Here is a 19,659-nt window from a genome sequence, read left to right as displayed (position 1 = left end):
AACATGCGTATTGTACGCCTGTACAGTTCGGCGCGTGACCACCTCTGTTCCTCCCCGTGCCCGCAGTCGCGAGTGGTTCGGCCTCGCCGCTCTCGTCATTCCCGCCCTCCTCACCTCCATGGACCTCTCGGTCCTGTTCATGGCCGCGCCCTGGATCAGCGCCGAACTCGAACCGAGCACCGGCCAGTACCTGTGGATCATGGACATCTACGGCTTCGTGATGGCCGGTCTGCTGGTGACCATGGGCAGCCTCGGCGACCGCGTCGGACGCCGCCGGCTCCTGCTCGTCGGTGCCGCCGCGTTCGGCGCGGCATCTCTCCTGGCCGCGTTCGCCACCAGCCCGGAGCTGCTCATCGCCGCCCGGGCCCTGCTCGGCCTGGGCGGGGCGACCCTCGCGCCGTCGACGCTCTCCCTGATCCGCGGCATGTTCGCCGACGACAACCAGCGGCGCACCGCGGTCGGGATCTGGACGGCCGGCTTCACCGGTGGCATCGCGATCGGCCCCATCGTCGGCGGCTTCCTGCTGGAGCGGTTCTGGTGGGGATCGGTGTTCGTCATCAACGTCCCCGTCATGCTCCTGCTGCTCGCCGTCGGGCCGTTCCTGCTGCGCGAGTCGAGGGATCCGGCCCCGAACCGGTTCGACCCGCTCAGCTCCGTGCTGTCCCTCGCCGCCGTCCTGCCGGTCATCTACGCCGTCAAGCACTTCGCCGAGCAGGGCCCGAACCCGTCGTCGCTGGTGGCCCTCCTCGTCGGCCTCGCCGTCGGCGCCCTCTTCGTCCGCCGCCAGCGCCGCAGCGACCGCCCGATGATCGACGTGCGACTCTTCTCGGCGAGTTCCTTCTCCGCCGCCATCGGCGCGAACACGGCGATCGCCTTCGCCAGCGCCGGCATGGGTCTGCTCGCGGTCACGTTCCTGCAGACGGTGCTCGGCCTCAGCCCGTTCGACGCCGCGCTCTGGATGCTCCCGACCATCCTGGGCAGCGTCGTCGGCGTCGCCCTCGCGTCCGCGCTCGCGCCGCGCACCCGACCCGCGGTACTGGTCGCCGCGGGACTCGTCGTCGCCGCCGCCGGCTTCCTGCTCGTCAGCGCCATGCGGGTCGACGCGCCGGTCTGGTGGCTGATCGCGAGCTACGGGCTGCTCACCGTCGGCGTCGGGATGACCAGCACCCTGGCGACCTCGCTCGTGCTCACCACGGCGCCGCCCGAGCGGGCGGGGGCCGCCTCGGCCATCTCCGAGACGAGCACCGAGTTCGGCGGCGCGCTCGGCATCGCCGTGCTGGGCAGCATCTCCGCGGGCATCTACCGGGCCCGGATGGACACCGAGGTGCCGGCGGGGCTCGGCGACGACCTCGCCCACACCGCGACCGACACCGTCGGCGGCGCCCTCGCCGTGGCGGGCCAGGTCCCGGCCGAGGTGGCGGGCGTGCTGCTCGACCGGGCATTCGCCGCGTTCACCGAGGGCTTCACGGTCACCGCCGTCATCGGGGCGGCGACCCTGCTCGTCGGGGCGCTCGTCTGCGCCGTCGCCCTGCGACGCGTACCCCCGGGAGCACCATCCGCCGACCGGGGCTGACGGCGCGCGCCGCCCGGGCGGACCAGGCGACGCAGCGCGCCGCCGGCCGGCCCGGGCGGCATGTCGGGGGTGCCCGCTAACCTGCGGGGATGGGCCGCAGCCAGTCGTTGCCCCGGGGCGGCGATCCCCGGTTCGGGCCGGACGCCGACGACTCCGGCTGCCCGATCCTGCACGTCGACATGGACGCGTTCTTCGCCTCGGTCGAGGTCCGCCACCGCCCGGAGTTGCGCGGTCGGGCCGTCGTGGTCGGCGGGGTCGGTCCGCGCGGAGTGGTCAGCTCCGCCAGCTACGAGGCCCGACGCTACGGCGTGCGCAGCGCCATGCCCACCGCGCGGGCCAGGGCGCTCTGCCCGCACGCGGTCTACCTCCCGCCGGACTTCGCGCGGTATTCGGCGGCCTCCCGCGCGGTCATGCAGATCTTCCGGGACGTCACCCCGCTGGTGGAGCCGCTCTCCCTGGACGAGGCGTTCCTCGACGTGGCGGGTGCCCGGCGGCTCTTCGGCCCTCCGGCCGCCATCGCCCGGCGCATCCGGGAGCGGGTCGCCGCCGAGCAGGGGCTCACCTGTTCGGTCGGGGTCGCGCCGAGCAAGTTCGTGGCGAAGCTCGGCTCGACCCGCGCCAAGCCCGACGGGCTGCTGGTCGTCCCGGCCACGAAGGTGCTCGACTTCCTGCACCCGCTGCCGGTGTCGGCGCTGTGGGGGGTGGGGGAGCGGTCCACCGAGACGCTGCGCCGGCTCGGCCTGGCCACCATCGGCGACCTCGCCGAGGCGCCGGTCGGCATGCTGCGCAAGGCGCTCGGCGAGGCCTCCGCGACCCACCTGCACGAGCTGGCCTGGGGGCGCGACCCGCGCCGGGTCAGCCCCGAGCACGTCGAGAAGTCGATCGGCGCGGAGGTGACCTTCGACGCCGACGTGGCCGATCCGCTGGAGATCCGCCGGGCCCTGCTCGCCCTCTCCGACAAGGTGGGCGCCCGGCTGCGCCGGGCCGGGCAGGTCGGGCGGACGGTGTCGCTCAAGGTGCGGCTGGCCGACTTCCGCACCGTCAACCGGTCGCGCACGTCGGGCGTGCCGACCGACGTCGCCCGGGAGATCTTCGACACCGTCTGGGCGCTCTACACCGCGCTCGACCCGGGAGAGCGCATCCGCCTGGTCGGCGTTCGCGTCGAGGGCCTCGCCGCGGCGCAGGACACCCCGCGTCAGCTCACCCTCGGCGCGCCCGAGCGGGGCTGGCGGGAGGCGGAAGCCGCCGCCGACGCCGCGGCTGCCCGTTTCGGGCGGTCCGTCATAGGTCCGGCCAGTCTGCTCGGGGGCCGGGACGGGCGACGAAATGAAAATCCTCCCCGGCCGTAGGTCGTCCCGCTTTCCGACGCGCGAGGGCCCTCGTAGACTTGCGGGTAAGCAGCCGGTTGGCTGCCACGGTCTGTCGGCCCGCCCGGGCCGACCCACGTGACCGGGGAGGAGTGCCGTGCCGCTCTCGGAGCACGAGCAGCGGCTGTTCGAGCAGATCGAGCGGTCGCTTGCCGAGGACCCCAAATTCGCCTCGGCCGTGCGCGCCAGCGATCCGCGTTTCCACGCGCGGCGTCGCCTGCTCGTCGCTGCCGGCGTGATCATCGCTGGGCTGGCCCTGTTGGTCTACGGCGCGGTGATCAAGACTCCGCCGCTGGCAGTGGCGGGTTTTGTCGTCATGCTGGCCTCGGCCGCGTTCGCGGTGCAGTCGCACCGTCGGGCCCAGTCACCCGACCTGCACGTCGTGGGAGGGACGACGAGTCGTCGCCGCCCCCGCGGCCGGACAGGTCGCCGGCCCTCGATCCTCGACCGGATGGAGGACCGGTGGCGGCAGCGCCCGGAGGGACACCGCTGAGCCCGACCCGCCGCTGAGGCGGGCCGCGCCACCGCGACGAACCGCGTCGCCGGGACTTTCCGGCGACCCCCGACGTTTCCGCGCGCTCCGGGCGCGCCGCACACACTTCTTCTGCGACAGGAGCGCGCGGCATCGCCGCGCGCTCCTGTCGCGTCTGCGGGAACCGGGCCCGCGCCGGGGATGCCCCAGCGACGGGAACGGGCCGGGAGCGGCGAGGTCGCCGCTCCCGGCCCGTGGCCGTGGCCGTGCGGTCAGCGGGCCATGCGGTTGGCCAGCAGACGACGCGGGTTCCAGCGCAGCAGCCGGGAGCGGCTCCGCCCCCGCGCCGCCAGCAGCCGGGACGACGCGTCGGCGGTGGCGGTCCGCCAGCGCAGCAGCACCGACGGCGGGAGCACCGCCGCCATCAGGCGGGTCCGCCGGTCGGCCCGCGCGGCGAGGGCGCCGCGGACGAGGCGCAGGGCCGGCAGGAGTTGCTCGCCGGTGAGCGGATCGCGCGCGTAGCGGGCGCGTTCCTCGGCGCGGCCCAGCAGCCGTACCGCCGTGGTCGCCTCGGCGTCGGCCGTGAGCGTCTCCCGGGACAGCCGGTCGGCGGTGGCCCGCGGCGTCTCCGTCCGGTCCACCCGCACCCGGTAGTCCACCAGCGTGTCGAGCAGCTCGTCCCAGGCGGCGTGCGCGTCCGCCCGGGCCCGGTCGGCGTCCGCGAGGACCACCATGCGCCGCCCGTCGGCCGGCGCGCCGCCGCCCGCACCCGCCCGCGCGGCCGCCGGTGCCGCCGCACCGCTGCGCCGCCGGCGCAGGGCCAGCCGGCGCAACGCCGGCACGGCGAGCAGGCCCAGCAGGAGAAGCACCGCGCCGGCCGCGTACCAGGGCCAGACGGGAGCCTGCTCGGCCGGGGCCGCCGCGCCGACGGCCAGCCCGGAGTCGGGGTCCTCCTCGGGACCCTCCGGACCCGCCGGGCCGGCCGACGGGTCGACGTCGTCGGCCGGGGTCGACGGGCCGGGCGCCGGCGTGTCGTCCTCCGGTGCGTCGACGTCGGGAGCCCAGGCCGACTGGGACCGGGTCGAGCCCTGCACGCCGTACGCCGGGGTGGCGTCGAACGGCACCCAACCGATCTTGTCGAAGTAGACCTCGGTCCAGGCGTGCAGGTTCCGGTTGCTCAGCGTGTACGTGTCACCGCTGGAGTTGCTGCCGTTGGCGAAGCCGAACGCCACCCGGGCCGGGATCCCGGCGGCCCGGACCAGCCACGTCATCGCGGCGGCGTACTGCTGGCAGAAACCGACCTTGTTGTTCAGGAAGTTGACGATCTCCTGCCCGCTGGTGCCGCCCTTGGTGCTCAGCGAATAGGTGAAGCCGTTGTCGGCGGAGAAGTGGTCGTAGATCCCGCGGACCTTGTCGTACTCGGTGTTCTTGCCCGCCACCAGGGTGCGGACCAGCTCCTCCACCTCGGGGATCGGCGGCGGCGCGGGGTGCCCACGCCGCACCGGGTGGTCCGACGGCAGCGGTCGCGCCTGCCGCAGCGCCTCCGGCGTGTACGTCGAGCGCACGTAGTCGAACGAGTAGCGCTTGCCGCGCGAGTTGTCGCGGTTGGAGAAGATGACCTGGAGGTTCGGGTCGTACGACCAGCTGCCGTTGAGGTCCTCCGTGCGCACCGGCTCCGGGTAGACCGGAAGCAGTGGCATGGTGAGGTTCTTCGTGACCTCGACCGTGGCCCGGTACGTCCGCTGCTCGACGCCCCCGCCCGCCGGCGCCGGCAGGTTCCCGACCGACCGCCCGGTGGGGTTGCGCACCGAGAAGCCGCCCTGCTCCAGCCGGTCGGCGACCCCGAAGCGCAGGTAGAACGGGTTGGGCTCGTTGGTGGTGACCTTGACCAGGTCGGCGACGTCGGACTGGTTGAGCTGCCCGCTCAGCGCGGCGAACAGGTCGATCCGGCCCGGGGGGCCGCCCTGCCCGGGGCGCCCGGTGCCGTTGCCGGCGCCGGAGCCGGAGGTCAGGCTGTCGAGCAGCCCGCCGGTCATGCCCGGCACGGCCAGGGGCAGCACCACGGCCAGCGCCACGCCCACCACGGCGAGCCGCCGGCCGGCGGCGGCCAGCGGCGAGGCCTCCCAGACGTCGACGTCCCGGCCGTCCCCGGTGAAGCGCCGGCCGAACCGGCGGACCCGGTCGACGTTGTCGGTGACCAGCAGCCAGAGGTAGCCGGCGGCGCCGACGACGAACGGCACCGCCGGAACGCTGTCGACGTAGACCGCGACCGGCACCGAGTAGATGGCCAGCATCGGCAGGCCGGCCAGCGCCGGTCGGCGCAGCCCGACGGCGAGCACGTCGACGACCACCGCCACCGCGCCGATCCCGAACACGGTGACGAACAGCAGCGGGTCGGTGTCGGGCACCTTGACGCCGTAGGAGCGCATGTCCTCCAGCGACCCGCCGAACAGCTCGCCGAAGTGCGCGAAGGTCCCGGGGGTGGGCAGGAGGGCGAGCAGTTCGCTCCCGCTGGGGAAGAGCCAGGTCAGGGCGAGCGTCAGGCCGGCCAGCATGCCGAGCGCCTGGCCCCACAGCGGCACCCGCGCCAGCCGGGCGAGCGCGGCCACGGCGGCGACGGCGGCGACCGCGATCGTCGCCTCGATCAGCCACGTCCAGCGTTCGAAGATGGCCGACAGCGGCGCCGCGGCGAGCAGCGTCGCCGCGGCGGCCACGAAGCCCAGGTTCCGGTGGGCGATCATGAGGGGACCCTTCCGTTCATCGCACGCCGCCGGCCACCGTCTCGGCCATCGCCGCCCGCAGGGCGAAGCCCTGCGAACCGCGGGCCGCCTGCGGCCACAACGCCGGCAACCGGGCGCCGTGGTCGACCCCGATGACCCGCCAGCCGCTCTGCAACAGGGCCAGCGCGGCGGCGCCGTGCGCGTGGTCGGCCTCGGCCCGCGCCTTGTCGGGCAGGTTGAGCCAGGTGGAGCTGTCCAGCAGGAAGCCGACGCAGGTCGAGCCGTTGGCCCGCAGCCCGGCCAGCAACTCGGCCTCGGCGGTGCTCAACGACCCGAACAGGCCGATGACCAGCCCGCCGTCCGCCCGCTGCCGGACCCGCTGGACCAGGGCGGTGAGCTCGACGTTCTTGTCGAGCCGGACCTCGGCCAGGTGGTCCAGGAGCAGCCCGTCGCCGGCCGCCTCGGAGGCGTCGACGTCGGCCCCGGAGCCGGTGACCAGGCGCAGCTTGTAGCCGGCCTGCCGCAGGTGCACCGCGATGCTCGCGGTGGCCGAGACCGCCCACTCGAAGGAGGCGGTCGGCCCGTCGCCCCGGTGACCGTACGCGCGGGTGTCCAGCACGACGGTCGCCCGGCTCTCCCAGGGCTGCTCCTCCCGGCGCACCATCAGCTCGCCGGTGCGCGCGGTCGACTTCCAGTGCACCCGGCGCAGGTCGTCGCCCATCCGGTACTCCCGGGTGGCGGCGTCGTCCTCGCCGTGCACCGCGACCGACCGCGCCCGGCTGTCGCCGCTGCCGGCGTACTCGCCGGGCAGGCGCACCGAGGGCAGCGGGGTGACCTGAGGGATGACGGTCAGGTGGTCGGTGCTCGGGAAGGCGCGGCTGAGCTCGCACAGCCCGAACGGGTCGGTCATCCGGACCACCAGCGGGCCCACCTCGTAGCGCCCGCGTACGTCGGCCCGCACCGTGTAGGCCACCGAGCTGGCCTGGTGCGCGCCGAGCCGCTCCAGCACCACCCGGGGGCGGCTGCCCAGCGCGTACGGCAGCCGGTCCTCCAGCAGCAGGGTGCCGGTGGGCAGCCGGGACAGGTTCTGCAGCCGCAGCACCACCCGGGAACTGGCCCCGACGGGCACCCGGTGCGGGTCCAGCGACCGGTTGCAGGCCAGCTTGTAGCGGCTGCGCCCGACGTAGGCCGCGGCCAGCAGCGGCAGGATGGCCAGCAGCACGGCGACCCGGAGCAGGTCCTTCTCGCCGAGAATGCCGGCCGAGACCGCGGCCGCGACCGCCGCCGCGAGGAACGAGCGACCGCGGGTGGTCAGCCCCCGCAGCCCGTCGCGCACGTCACCGCCTCCGCGGCTCGTAGGCGGCTCGACCGTTGCCCTCACCCGTGGGCCGGGTGTCGTACGGGGAGCGGGTGCGGTCGTGCGGCAGCGGCAGCCGGTGCACCAGCTCGGAGACGATGGCGTCGGTGGTGCGCCGGGCCAGCTGGGCGTCGGCCGTCGGGATGATCCGGTGCGCGAGCACCGGCACGGCCAGCGCCTGCAGGTCGTCGGGGAGGACGTAGTCGCGCCCCTCCAGGGCCGCGACCGCGCGGGCGGTGCGCAGCAACTGGAGGGTGGCCCGCGGGCTGGCGCCGAGGCGCAGGTCGGGGGCCTCGCGGGTGGCGGTGACCAGGTCGATCGCGTACTGCTTGACGGCGTCGGCGACGTGCACCTGCCGGACGTGGCCGATGAGCTGGCGCACGGTGTTGGCGTCGGAGACCGGCCGCAGCTCGTCGAGCGGGTCGGTGGCGCCGTGCCCGTCGAGCATGGCCAGCTCCGCGTTCGGGTCCGGGTAGCCCATCGCGATGCGGGCGGTGAACCGGTCGCGCTGCGCCTCGGGGAGGGGGTAGGTGCCCTCCATCTCGATCGGGTTCTGGGTGGCGATGACCATGAACGGCGTCTGGAGCTGGTAGGTGACGCCGTCGACGGTCACCTGCCGCTCCTCCATGCACTCCAGCAGCGCGGACTGGGTCTTCGGCGAGGCGCGGTTGATCTCGTCGCCGACGACCAGGTTGGCGAAGACCGCGCCGGGGCGGAACTCGAAGTCGTGCGTCTCCTGGTTGTAGACGCTGACCCCGGTGACGTCGCTGGGCAGCAGGTCCGGCGTGAACTGGATGCGGCGCACCGAGCAGTCGATCGAGCGGGCCATGGCCTTGGCGAGCTTGGTCTTGCCGACGCCCGGCACGTCCTCGATGAGCAGGTGCCCCTCGGCGAGCAGGACCGCCAGGGCGAGCCGCACGGTGGCGGTCTTACCCTCGATGACCTGCTCGATGTTCGAGACGATGGCTTCGCTGGCGGCGCGGAACTCGTCGTGCGGCAGCAGGCCGCCCACCTCGTCCCAGGTCTGTTGTGTCACGGGCCTCCTCCTCGTCGCCGGACGGCAGCTCTGTATAGAGCAGCTGGACCCGCCGTTGGGTTCGCGACGTCGAGCCTCGTCTGCCGCAGGAATCTCACTGGTCTCTCAGGCTAACCATGTTTCTCGCTGTCGCCGACCCCCGCAGGTGGACCGCCGGTTACGCCCCGAATATTCGCCGGGTCGGGGGATCCGCGGTCGCTCCCGGTGCGAGCCATGATCGCGAAGGGGGCGACGGGGTGTCCTCCGGGCGGGGCCCGCGTCCCGACCGGTGGTAGCGGGCGAGGTGCGGGACCGGACGGCGGGGTACACTCCCGGTCATGGCCGGATTCTTCCTGCTTCTTACCGGGCCGTGCTGATGCGCTGACGCGCGACAGCACGGCGGCCCCTCCTGCGCGAGGGGCTTTTTTGTGCCCTTCGCCGGGCGTCCCGGCGATCGGCACCGGCGCCGGCGGCACGGCGTCGGCGGCGAGCAGACCCGACCCATACCGACATGACCGCGCCGAGCGAGGTCAGCATCCAGCCCGGCCGTGGCGCGGCCGGCGGCGACGAGCGAAGCGAGGAGACGCCATGAGTGAGGCAGCACCGGCGGGCGACATTCCCCCGTTCCGGTACACCGCGGCCCTGGCCGAGGAGATCGAGCAGCGCTGGCAGGACATCTGGGAGCGGGAGGGCACCTTCCACGCCCCGAACCCGACCGGGCCGCTGGCCGACCCCGGCCACCCGCGCGCCGGGGCCGAGAAGCTGTACGTGATGGACATGTTCCCGTACCCGTCGGGCGCCGGCCTGCACGTCGGGCACCCGCTGGGCTACATCGGCACCGACTGCTTCGCCCGCTACCAGCGGATGGCGGGGCGCAACGTGCTGCACGCGATGGGCTTCGACGCGTTCGGCCTGCCGGCCGAGCAGTACGCGGTGCAGACCGGCACGCACCCGCGGACCACCACCGTGGCCAACATCGAGCGCTACAGGGCGCAGCTGCGCCGGCTGGGCCTGGCCCACGACGAGCGCCGCTCGGTGGCCACCATCGACACGGACTTCTACCGCTGGACCCAGTGGATCTTCCTGCAAATCTTCAACTCCTGGTACGACGCCGAGGCGAAGCGGGCCCGCCCGATCGCCGAGCTGATCGCCGAGTTCGAGGGCGGCAACCGGCCGACCCCCGACGGCCGCCCGTGGGCCGAGCTGTCCGTCGCCGAGCGCCGGGCCGTCGTCGACGACCACCGGCTGGCGTACGTGTCGCAGGCGCCGGTCAACTGGTGCCCGGGGCTGGGCACCGTGCTGGCCAACGAGGAGGTCACCGCCGACGGCCGCTCCGAGCGGGGCAACTTCCCGGTCTTCAAGCGCAACCTGAAGCAGTGGATGATGCGGATCACCGCGTACGGCGACCGGCTGCTGGACGACCTGGACACGCTGGACTGGCCCGAGCCGATCAAGCTGATGCAGCGCAACTGGATCGGCCGCTCGCAGGGCGCGCACATCGACTTCCCGACCACCGTCGAGCCGATCCGGGTGTTCACGACCCGGCCCGACACGATCTTCGGCGCCACCTACATGGTGCTGGCCCCCGAGCACGAGCTGGTCGACGCGCTGGTGCCGGCCGCCTGGCCGGACGGGACGAGGGACGCGTGGACCGGCGGGCACGCCAACCCGCGTGCGGCCGTGGAGGCGTACCGCAAGGCGGCGGCGGCCAAGACCGACGTCGAGCGGCAGGCCGACACCAAGGAGAAGACCGGCGTCTTCGTCGGGGCGTACGCCACCAACCCGGTCACCGGCGCGCAGATCCCGATCTTCATCGCCGACTACGTGCTGGCGGGCTACGGCACCGGCGCGATCATGGCGGTCCCGGCCCAGGACGAGCGGGACTGGGCGTTCGCCGAGGTCTTCGAGCTGCCCATCGTGCGCACCGTGCAGCCGCCGGAGGGCTTCGCCGGCAAGGCGTACACCGGGGACGGGCCGGCGGTCAACAGCGCCGCGCCCGAGCGCGGCCTGGACCTGGACGGTCTGGGGGTGGCCGAGGCCAAGGCCCGGATCATCGAGTGGCTGGAGGCCAACGGGCACGGCGCCGGCGCGGTGACCTACCGGCTGCGCGACTGGCTGTTCTCCCGGCAGCGTTACTGGGGCGAGCCGTTCCCGATCGTGTACGACGAGACCGGCGCCGCCATCGCGCTGCCGGAGGAGATGCTGCCGGTCGAGCTGCCCGAGGTGGACGACTTCTCGCCGCGCACCTTCGACCCGGAGGACGCCGACAGCAACCCGGAGACCCCGCTGTCGCGCCGGCGCGACTGGGTCGAGGTGGAGCTGGACCTGGGCGACGGCCCGAAGCGCTACACCCGCGAGACCAACGTGATGCCGCAGTGGGCCGGCTCCTGCTGGTACGGGCTGCGCTACCTGGACCCGACCAACTCGGAGCGGTTCGTCGACGCCGAGAACGAGCGCTACTGGATGGGGCCGCGCGGCGAGGGCGACTGCGGGGGCACCGACCTGTACGTCGGCGGCGCCGAGCACGCCGTGCTGCACCTGCTGTACGCCCGGTTCTGGCACAAGGTGCTGTACGACCTGGGCCACGTCTCGTCGTTCGAGCCGTTCCGCAAGCTGTTCAACCAGGGCTACATCCAGGCGTACGCGTACACCGACGCCCGGGGCGCGTACGTGCCCGCCGAGGAGGTGACCGAGCGCGACGGCGGCTTCTACCTGGGCGACACCCAGGTCAACCGCGAGTACGGCAAGATGGGCAAGTCCCTGAAGAACGTGGTCACGCCGGACGAGATGTGTGCCGCGTACGGGGCGGACACGTTCCGGGTCTACGAGATGTCGATGGGTCCGCTGGAGGTGTCCCGCCCGTGGGAGACCCGGGCGGTCGTCGGGTCGTACCGGTTCCTGCAGCGGGTCTGGCGGGCGGTCGTCGACGAGCAGACCGGCGCGCTGCGGGTCACCGACGCGCCGGCCGACGACGCGACCCGGCGGCTGCTGCACAAGGTGGTCGACGGGGTCCGCGGCGACATGGAGGCGATCCGGTTCAACACCGCGATCGCCAAGCTGATCGAGCTGACCAACGGGCTGACCCGGCTGTCGGAGACCCCGCGCGAGGTGGCCGAGCCGCTGGTGCTGATGCTGGCGCCGTTCGCCCCGCACGTGGCCGAGGAGCTGTGGCGGCGGCTGGGCCACGACACCTCCCTGACGTACGCGGACTTCCCGACCGCCGACCCGGCGCTGCTGGTGGCGGAGACCGTGACCTACCCGGTGCAGATCAACGGCAAGGTGCGGGGCCGGGTCGAGGTCCCCGCCGACGCGTCCGAGGAGACCGTCCGCGCGGCGGCCCTGGAGGCGGTCGCGTCGTCCCTGGCCGGCAAGGAGCCCCGCAAGGTCATCGTCGTCAAGGGCCGCATGGTCTCCGTCGTCGCCTGACCCGCGCCGGGTGCGGCGGCCCCCTCCTGTCGCCTTCGGGCAGGAGGGGGCACTCTCCCCGCACCCGAGCGGTCGGCAGGGACTGCCGGGCCGGGCGACCCGCGACGTCGCCCGGCCCGTCGGTGCCGGCGCGCCGTCGCCCCGGCCCGTCGGTGGCGGCTACGGGTCGCGGCGGTGGACGACGGTCACGGCGGTCAGCGTCGCGGCGACGGACCAACCGGCGAGGACCAGCCACGAGCCGGCCACCGTGGCCGGGAACGGGTCCGGGTTGATGACGTCCGGATGCACCTCGATCAGCCGCAGCCAGGCGGTGAGGGGCAGGGCGTTGTACAGCTCGGCGATCCACCGCTGCTCGTCGCTGTCCACCACCATCGGCGCCAGCACGAGCACCGACGTGGCCGTGGCCACGGCCCCGGCGGCGTGTCGGGTGAGCGCGCCCAGACCCATCCCGACCAGCGCGCACACGGGCACGAGCACGGCGCTCGCCACGACGGCGCGCAGCACCCCCGGCTCGCCGATCGACCAGCCGGCGTCCCGGTCGGCGAGGATCGCCTGGGACACCCAGAACGAGGTCGCCGCCGTGACCGTGCCGAGGACGAGCATGACCCCGGCCAGCACGGCGGCCTTCGCCACGACCACCGCCCGGCGGGCGGGGACGGCGGCGAACGTGGCCCGGATCAGCCCGCTCTGGTACTCGCCGACGACGGTCAGGGCGCCGAGGGTGGCCGAGGCGAGGATCAGCAGCAGGTAGCCGGCCTCCGGGAAGGCGTCCCGCACCGGGCCGTACAGGCGGAACATCTCCCGGCGCCCCTCGGGATACGTCGGCCAGTTCCGGTGGTCGGCGAGGCTGGCGTTGACGCTGACCCCGACCACGAACAGGAAGACCAGCGGCAGCGTCCAGCGGGTCGAGCGCAGCGACCACAGCTTGATCCACTCGGCGGCCAGCAGGTCGCGGAACCGGGCCGGCGTCCCGGTCGCGGTCGGTCTGCGGGTCAGCTCGGTCACGGCGGTCATCGGGTCTCCTCCCCGGCGAGGTACTCCACGCTGTCGGCGGTGAGTTCCATGAACGCCTCCTCCAGCGAGGCGGTGCGGGTGGTCAGTTCGTGCAGTGCGATGCCGTGGGCGAGCGCGAGGTCGCCGATCCGGGCGGCCGGCAGGCCGGTCACGGCGAGCGCCCCGGCGTCGGCCGGTCGCACGTCGGCGCCCTCGGCCGCCAGCGCGGCGGCCAGCCCCGCCGCGTCGGGCGTGCGGACGGTCACGCCGGCCCGGGTGCTGCCGGCGGCGAACTCGGCGAGGCTCTGCTCGGCGATCAGCCGGCCCCGGCCGATCACCACGAGCCGGTCGACGCAGTTCTGCATCTCGCTCATCAGGTGGCTGGAGACGAAGACCGTGCGCCCCTCGGCCGCCAGCCGCCGGAACAGGTCCCGTACCCAGCGCACCCCCTCGGGGTCGAGGCCGTTGAACGGCTCGTCGAAGAGGAGCACGGGCGGGTCCCCGAGCAGCGCGGCGGCGATCCCGAGCCGCTGGCGCATGCCGAGCGAGAAGCCGCCGATGCGTCGCCGCGCGACGGCCGACAGCCCCACCTCCCGCAACACCTCGTCGATCCGGGCGCGGGCGATGCCGTTGCTGCGGGCCAGGGCCGACAGGTGGGCCGCGGCGCTGCGTCCACCGTGCACGTCGCCGGCGTCGAGCAGCGCGCCGGCGTGCCGCAGGCCCCGCGGCCGGTCGGCGAACCGGACCCCGTCCACGGTGACGGTGCCGCTGGTCGGCGCGGTGAGCCCGATGATCATCCGCAGTGTGGTGGACTTGCCGGCCCCGTTGGGGCCGAGGAACCCGGTCACGTGACCGGGGCGCACGGTCAGGGTGAGGTCGTCGACGGCCGTCGTGCGGCCGTACCGTCTCGTCAGGGCGTTCAGTTCGATCACCCGGCCCACGCTGCCGGGCGGCGGCCGGCGGGGCGTCGCCCCGGCGGCCACATCCGGCGGCCGGTGACCCGCCCCGGGGCGTACGCCCGTGGGCCGATGCCCGGGCGGCGGCGGGCTGGCTACCGTGTGCGGCATGGATGCGACCGCCTCGCCGCCGCGCCGCGCCTCGTCGCTGGCGCGGGCGGTGCTGCCCTGGGTCGGCGTCGCGGTGCTGCCGGCCGCCGTGCTCATGGCCCCGGTGGTGGCGTCGAGCCGGAACGGCGTGGGGTTCGGCGACTGGTGGCTCCCCGAGCGCTACCTGGTGCCGCTGCTGGCCGTGGCCCCGCCCGCCGGCCTGCTGCCGCGCCGGCCGGTGCTCGCCCTGGCGCTGATGCTCGGCGCGGCGTGCGTGGTCACCGTGGTCGTCGGCGTCCCGGAGGACGGCTACCTGACCGACATCTGGTACGCGCAGTTCCTGGCGATCGACCTGGTGGTGGGGCTGATCGCGGCGAGGAGGTCCCGCCGGGTCTCGGCGCCGGTGGCCGTCGTGGCGCTCGCCGTGCAGGTCGTCGCGGGCTTCGTGAACCCCTCCACCGATCCGGTGAACCGGGCCACGCTCTCCGTGCTGGCGGTCGTCACCGCGTGGACGGTCGGCAACTCCGTGCGGGCCCGACGCGGCTACGCCGAGGCGCTCCGGTCGCACGCCGCCGCCGAGGCGGTCACCGCCGAGCGACTGCGCATCGCCCGCGAGCTGCACGACATGGTCGCCCACAGCATCGGGGTGATCGCCATCCAGGCCGGCGTGGGGGCCCGGGTCATCGACACCCAACCGGCGCAGGCGCGCGCCGCGCTGGCCACCATCGAGGCGACCAGCCGCGACACCCTGGCCGGCCTGCGGCGTACGCTCGGCGCGCTGCGCCGCCCGCAGTCGGAGTCGGCGTCGCTGGATCCGACACCCGGACTGGACGACCTCGACCGGCTGGTCACGGCCGCCGCCGACGCCGGGGTCCGGGTGGACCTGCGGCGCGGCGGCGAGCGGCGGCCGGTCCCGGCCGAGGTCGACCTCGCCGCGTTCCGCATCGTGCAGGAGGCGCTCACCAACGTGGTACGACACGCGGGCAGCGACCGCTGCCGGGTCACCGTCACGCACGGCCCCGACGAGATCGCGGTGGAGGTCGTCGACGACGGCCGGGGCGGCACGGTCGGCGGCGAGGGGCACGGCATCGTCGGCATGCGGGAACGGGTCGCGCTGGCCGGCGGCCGGTTCCACGCCGGGCCGCGCCCCGAGGGCGGCTTCCGGGTCGCGGCGTGGCTGCCGGCGCCACCGACGGCGCGGGAGCCGGTCGGATCGCGGACCGGGACGGGGGAGCGGTGACCGTCCGGGTGCTGCTCGTCGACGACCAGCCACTGGTCCGCGCCGGCCTGCGGGTGCTCATCGCCGACGCCCCCGACATCGACGTCGTCGGCGAGGCGGGCACCGGCGCCGAGGCGGTGCGGCTGGCCCGCGACCTCGCGCCCGACGTGGTCCTGATGGACCTGCGGATGCCCGGCACGGACGGCATCCAGGCCACCCGCGCGATCACCGCGCACGGCGGGCCGACCCGGGTCCTCGTGCTCACCACCTTCGACGACGACGAGCACGTGCACGCCGCGCTGCGCGCCGGCGCGAGCGGGTTCCTCGTCAAGGACATGGCGCTGGACGACATCCTCGGCGCGGTCCGGGTGGTCGCCGCCGGGGACGCGCTGATCGCCCCGGGCGTCACCCGCCGGCTCATCGCCGAGTTCGCCCGCCGGCCGACGCCCGCCGCCCCGAACCGGGCCCTGGACGGCGTCACCGAGCGGGAGCGCGAGGTGCTGACCCTCGTCGGCCGGGGCCTGTCCAACGGCGAGATCGCCACCGAGCTGACGATCAGCGCGGCCACCGCCAAGGCGCACGTGGCCCGGCTGTTCAGCAAGCTGAACGCCCGCGACCGCGTGCACCTCGTCATCGCCGCCTACGAGGCCGGTCTGGTGTCCCCGACGCGGTGACGCGTCGTCCCGCCGGGCGCGGGCCGCTGCCGGCCGTGTCCCCGGCCGGTCAGCGCAGGGCGGCCGCCACCGCGGCGCGGTGGTCGGTGAGCCAGTCGTGCCAGCCGCGGATCATCGGTGGCACCCCGGCGTCGCGCAGCCGGCGCATGCTCTCCTCGCCCCGCTCGGCGCCGGCCACGATGCCCCGCCAGGTGGCGTCGAGCTGGCCGAGCACGACGTCGACCAGCTCGGCGCGGGGCAGCGCGAGCGGTTCCCCGCCGCCCGCCTCGTAGGCGTCGCAGAGCAGCCGGGCGCGCCGGCCCAGCTCCGCCGGGTCGGCGTCCGGCCCCAGCTCCGCCCAGTGCCAGGCGGCGAAGGCCACGTCCTCGACCCGCCGCCCCGGCCCGGCCAGGTCCCAGTCGAGGAACGCCACCGGCAGCAGGCCGGCGGGAGAGTCGCGGTACACCGTGTTCTTCGGGGACAGGTCGCGGTGGCAGACCGTCTCGGCGGCCCCGGCCAGCGTGCTGCCGGCGCACGCGTCGTGCAGTCGCCGGATGAGCTCGGCCAGCCTGGTCAACGCCGGGTCGGCGAAGAACGCCGGGTCCTCCCGGTCCCGCCACGGCACCCGGCCGTCGACGTGGCTGAGCACCTGCCGGCCGTGCCCGTCCGTGCCGAGGTGGCGTGGCGCGACCTCCGCGCCCACCCGCTCCAGGTGCCGCAGCAGCGCGGCGACGAAGTCGGCGTTCGCCGGCGGCGTACGCCGGACGGTGTCGCCCACCCGGACCACCTCGGCGATGAAACCCCCGGCCAGCCGCTCCTCGGCGACCGCCGGGTCGACGCGGCCGGTGGCCCCGGTCGGCTGCCGCCTGTCGTGACCCGGCCCGCTGTCCCCGCCCGGTCCGGGCGGCCCGCCGCGCACCGCCGGCCTCAGCTCGGCCCGAGCCGGCGCTGCCGCTCGGCGCGCCACCAGCGGCGGATCAGCACCACGCTGGCGACCAGGCCGAGCGCAGCGGGGGCGGCGGCGAACCAGTTGACGTCCCCCGGGGAGGTGGCCGCCGCGCCCACCGCCGCGTAGCCGAAGGCGGTGGGGGCGGAGGCGAGCACGCTGCCCACCAGGAACGGCAGCACCCGCGCGCCGGTGGTGCCGTAGCCGTAGCTGACCAGGCCGAAGCCCGCGATCGGCAGCAGTCGTACGGTGACCACGCCGAGGACGCTCTGCCGGGCGAACCAGCCGTCGAGCCGGGCCAGTCGGCCGCGCACCCGCTCGGCGACGAACTCCCGCCCGAGGAGGCGGCCGACCGTGAAGCCCAGCGCCGCCGCCAGCAGCGCGGCGCCCAGCGCGTACGCGGCGCCCTCCAGCGCGCCGAAGATCGCCCCCGAGGCGAGCGTGATGAAGGTCCGGGGGACGAGCGCCACCAGCAGCAGCGCCCCGCCGACGACCGCCGCCACGGGGGCGAGGTCGCCCAGCCGGTCGGCCAGCCGGGGCAGCTCCCCGGCCTCGGGCACGGGTACGACGAGCAGCGCCGCCCCGAACGTGGCGAGCAGGAGCAGCAGCAGCGCGAACCGGACGGCCGACGGCTTCCCCAGCCGCCGGACGGCGGGGGTCATGCCCGGGCGGCGGCGGCCACCGCGGCGCGGCGCTCGGCGCGGAGCCGGTCCGACCAGGTGTCGTCCAGCGGCGGGAGCTGGTGCACGCCGGTGGCCCAGCGCAGCAGCAGGTCGGCCAGGGCGGGGTTGCGGGCCAGGGCGGGACCGTGCGAATACGTGCCGAGCAGCTTGCCCCGCCAGGCTCCCTCGGTGGCGCCGTCGTTGCCGACCCCGGCGGTGACCCGGGCCAGCGGGGAGACGCCGGGGCCGAGGTGGGTGCGGCCGCCGTGGTTCTCGAACCCGGTCAGCGCCGGCACGCCCAGCCGCGGGTCGACGTCGCCGGCCAGCTCGCCCACGGCCCGGGTCGGCCCCCGGTCGGAGGAGAGGTCGAGCAGCTCCAGCCCGGCGCACCGGGTGCCCTTGGCGAAGAAGGAGGTGCCGAGGAGCTGGTAGCCGGCGCAGACGCCGAACACCACCGAGCCCTGGGCGACCGCGCGGTGCAGGCCGCCGTCGGCGAGCAGCCGCTGCGCGCCGAGCGCCTGCGGGCCGTCCTCGCCGCCGCCGATGAGGTAGATGTCGGCGGTGGAGGGGAGGCGCTGGTCGGAGCGGACCTCCAGCACCTCGACCGGGAACCCGCGCTGCCGCGCCCGGCGGGCGAGGATCAGGGCGTTGCCCCGGTCGCCGTAGGTGGAGAGCAGGTCGGGGTAGATCCAGACGATGCGCAGGCTCTCAGTTGACACGGTCCAACTCCGCTCGGATGTCCTGGAACGCGGTGTAGTTCGCGATGACCTCCAGGCGGCCCGGAGGCACCGCCCGGACGGCGTCGTGGAACGTCCGCACGTGCTGGAACGGCACGTCGTTGACCTCCAGCCGGACCGCCAGGTCGTACGCGCGGTCGCCGGTGATCAGCACCTGCCGCCCGCGCAGCGGGGCGAAGTCGACGTCGAACAGCCAGGAGGTGTCCAGCCCGTCGGGGTCGCGGGCGTTGATGGAGAGCAGGGTCGGCGCCTCGTCGGCCATGTCGAACGCCTCCAGCCAGCTGGCCGGGTTCTTGGCCAGCAGCAGCCGGATGTTGCGCCCGTCCCGGTCGACCTGCGCGTAGCGGCCCGCGACGGAGGTGACGGTGCCGAGCTGGAGCACCGCGTCCACCGGCCGGACGCCGAACTCGGCGGCCACGGCCAGCGCGGTTGCCGCGTTGCCGAGGTTGACCTTGCCGGGGAGCTGGAGCTTGACCTTGTGCCAGGCGCCGGTCGGGTCGACCACGCCGTCGTCCTCCACCGTCCACTGCGGCTCGGGCCGACGCAGCGGGCAGCCGCTGCACCACCACTGGTCGCCGGAGCGCTGGATGGTCGAGCCGCACTCGGGGCAGACCCACGAGTCGTCGTGCCAGCGCTGCCCGGCGCTGAACCAGGTGACGTGCGGCGGGGCGATGCGGTGGTCGTGGTTGGGTGGCGGCGTCGCGGCCCACACCACCATCGGGTCGTCGGCGTTGGCGACGATGCGGACGTCGGTGTGCCGGACCAGCGCGGCGCGCCAGAGCTGCGCCATCATGGCGACCTCCTTGGCCCGGTCGAGCTGGTCGCGGGAGAGGTTGAGCAGCGCCACCACGTGCGGCTCGGTGGCCTCCAGCACCTGGGCGAGGTAGTGCTCGTCCACCTCCAGCACCGCGTAGGGGGTGCTGCCGGCCTTGGCCAGCGCGGAGGTGTGCCCGGTCGGCATGTTGGCGCCGAACGAGTTGGTGGCGACCCGGCCGAGCACCCCGACCGCCGCGGCGGTGAGCCGGGTGGTGGTTGTCTTGCCGTTGGTGCCGGAAACCAGGGCGATGGCGCGCCCGGCCGACAGGTGGGCCAGCAGGTCGGGATCGATCTTCAGGCCGATCCAGCCGCCGATCACCGAGCCGTCGCCGCGGCCCGCGGCCCGCGACAGCGCCGCGGCGGTCCGCGACACCGAGCTGGCCACCTTTGCCCGCAGGGGCATCTTCGCGTCCGTCACCCGAGCGAGGTTACCGGACCGGCGGCCCCACCAGATCGCCGCCGACGGCGAACCGTTCGGCCGGGGCGCCCCGGCGGGGTGGCCGGATCGCGCTCAGCCGGACGGAGTCGATCTATGTCGGAAAGCGGACGGGCCCTCCGGGGCCCCGTGGCCCTCCACTCCGCTCCACCCCGTCTGACGTGCGGTTTCGCGCGGCGAAAGGGCGCGCCACGCGGGCGTTTCTGGTTGCGGGTGGAGGG

General features: G+C 74.8%; 15 protein-coding genes. 6 read left to right on the top strand and 9 right to left on the bottom strand.

What is annotated here, in order from left to right:
* Positions 1-34 precede the first annotated feature (34 nt).
* The 3 genes from ACSNOB_RS05520 to ACSNOB_RS05510 all read left to right on the top strand — a co-directional run bounded on the left by ACSNOB_RS05520 (position 35) and on the right by ACSNOB_RS05510 (position 3,433).
* Positions 35-1,573: an MFS transporter gene (locus ACSNOB_RS05520; protein ID WP_436685499.1), complete on the top strand. Its 1,539-nt coding sequence runs from the start codon at positions 35-37 to the stop codon at positions 1,571-1,573.
* A gap of 89 nt (positions 1,574-1,662) precedes the next feature.
* Positions 1,663-2,922 (top strand): DNA polymerase IV, encoded by a 1,260-nt coding sequence (locus tag ACSNOB_RS05515; RefSeq protein ID WP_436685497.1) that lies wholly within the window; start codon positions 1,663-1,665, stop codon positions 2,920-2,922.
* Positions 2,923-3,037: 115 nt separating this feature from the next.
* Positions 3,038-3,433: a DUF3040 domain-containing protein gene (locus ACSNOB_RS05510; protein ID WP_350685819.1), complete on the top strand. Its 396-nt coding sequence runs from the start codon at positions 3,038-3,040 to the stop codon at positions 3,431-3,433.
* A gap of 251 nt (positions 3,434-3,684) precedes the next feature.
* Here ACSNOB_RS05510 and ACSNOB_RS05505 read toward each other — a convergent pair whose 3' ends face one another.
* The 3 genes from ACSNOB_RS05505 to ACSNOB_RS05495 are packed head-to-tail and all read right to left on the bottom strand — an operon-like array spanning position 3,685 to position 8,525.
* Positions 3,685-6,153 (bottom strand): transglutaminase TgpA family protein, encoded by a 2,469-nt coding sequence (locus ACSNOB_RS05505; protein ID WP_436685495.1) that lies wholly within the window; start codon positions 6,151-6,153, stop codon positions 3,685-3,687.
* Between the two features lie 16 nt (positions 6,154-6,169).
* A complete protein-coding gene (locus tag ACSNOB_RS05500; protein WP_436685493.1) occupies positions 6,170-7,468 on the bottom strand; it encodes a DUF58 domain-containing protein in 1,299 nt (432 codons plus the stop codon).
* A 1-nt stretch (position 7,469) separates the two neighbouring features.
* Positions 7,470-8,525 (bottom strand): AAA family ATPase, encoded by a 1,056-nt coding sequence (locus ACSNOB_RS05495; protein ID WP_393103468.1) that lies wholly within the window; start codon positions 8,523-8,525, stop codon positions 7,470-7,472.
* Positions 8,526-9,092: 567 nt separating this feature from the next.
* Here ACSNOB_RS05495 and leuS point away from each other — a divergent pair.
* Positions 9,093-11,930 (top strand): leucine--tRNA ligase, encoded by a 2,838-nt coding sequence (gene leuS / locus ACSNOB_RS05490; RefSeq protein ID WP_436685491.1) that lies wholly within the window; start codon positions 9,093-9,095, stop codon positions 11,928-11,930.
* A gap of 159 nt (positions 11,931-12,089) precedes the next feature.
* Here the strand turns inward: leuS and ACSNOB_RS05485 are convergent, their stop codons facing one another.
* Complete coding sequence (locus tag ACSNOB_RS05485) at positions 12,090-12,944, bottom strand: ABC transporter permease subunit (RefSeq protein ID WP_436685490.1); 855 nt, start codon at positions 12,942-12,944, stop codon at positions 12,090-12,092.
* Positions 12,941-13,855: an ATP-binding cassette domain-containing protein gene (locus tag ACSNOB_RS05480; RefSeq protein ID WP_436685488.1), complete on the bottom strand. Its 915-nt coding sequence runs from the start codon at positions 13,853-13,855 to the stop codon at positions 12,941-12,943. Before ACSNOB_RS05480 ends, ACSNOB_RS05485 begins: the two co-directional genes overlap by 4 nt.
* 133 nt (positions 13,856-13,988) lie before the next feature.
* On the opposite strand from ACSNOB_RS05480, the gene ACSNOB_RS05475 reads away from it, so the two are divergent.
* On the top strand, positions 13,989-15,209 hold the full coding sequence (locus ACSNOB_RS05475; protein ID WP_436685486.1) for a sensor histidine kinase: 1,221 nt from the start codon (positions 13,989-13,991) through the stop codon (positions 15,207-15,209).
* Positions 15,206-15,862 (top strand): response regulator, encoded by a 657-nt coding sequence (locus ACSNOB_RS05470; protein ID WP_436685485.1) that lies wholly within the window; start codon positions 15,206-15,208, stop codon positions 15,860-15,862. The genes ACSNOB_RS05475 and ACSNOB_RS05470 overlap by 4 nt, the downstream gene beginning before the upstream one ends.
* Positions 15,863-15,911: 49 nt before the next feature.
* Here ACSNOB_RS05470 and ACSNOB_RS05465 read toward each other — a convergent pair whose 3' ends face one another.
* Genes ACSNOB_RS05465 through ACSNOB_RS05450 form a run of 4 tightly spaced genes read right to left on the bottom strand, consistent with a single transcriptional unit; the run spans position 15,912 to position 19,405 of the window.
* Positions 15,912-16,760, bottom strand: a complete 849-nt coding sequence (locus ACSNOB_RS05465) for a phosphotransferase (RefSeq protein ID WP_436685483.1) — start codon at positions 16,758-16,760, stop codon at positions 15,912-15,914.
* Positions 16,761-16,768: 8 nt separating this feature from the next.
* Positions 16,769-17,449 carry a TVP38/TMEM64 family protein gene (locus tag ACSNOB_RS05460; RefSeq protein ID WP_436685481.1) on the bottom strand — a complete coding sequence of 227 codons (681 nt, stop codon included), beginning with the start codon at positions 17,447-17,449 and terminating at the stop codon, positions 16,769-16,771.
* Positions 17,446-18,168, bottom strand: coding sequence for a type 1 glutamine amidotransferase (locus tag ACSNOB_RS05455; RefSeq protein ID WP_393103484.1), 723 nt, complete (start codon positions 18,166-18,168; stop codon positions 17,446-17,448). The genes ACSNOB_RS05460 and ACSNOB_RS05455 overlap by 4 nt, the downstream gene beginning before the upstream one ends.
* Positions 18,158-19,405 (bottom strand): MurT ligase domain-containing protein, encoded by a 1,248-nt coding sequence (locus tag ACSNOB_RS05450; protein ID WP_436685538.1) that lies wholly within the window; start codon positions 19,403-19,405, stop codon positions 18,158-18,160. Before ACSNOB_RS05450 ends, ACSNOB_RS05455 begins: the two co-directional genes overlap by 11 nt.
* Between the last annotated feature and the right edge of the window lie 254 nt (positions 19,406-19,659).

The organism is Micromonospora sp. URMC 106, from assembly GCF_051386395.1.
Classification (GTDB): Bacteria; Actinomycetota; Actinomycetes; order Mycobacteriales; family Micromonosporaceae; genus Micromonospora.
Note: the sequence above shows the minus strand (reverse complement) of the source record. Positions and strands in the feature narration are given on the sequence as shown.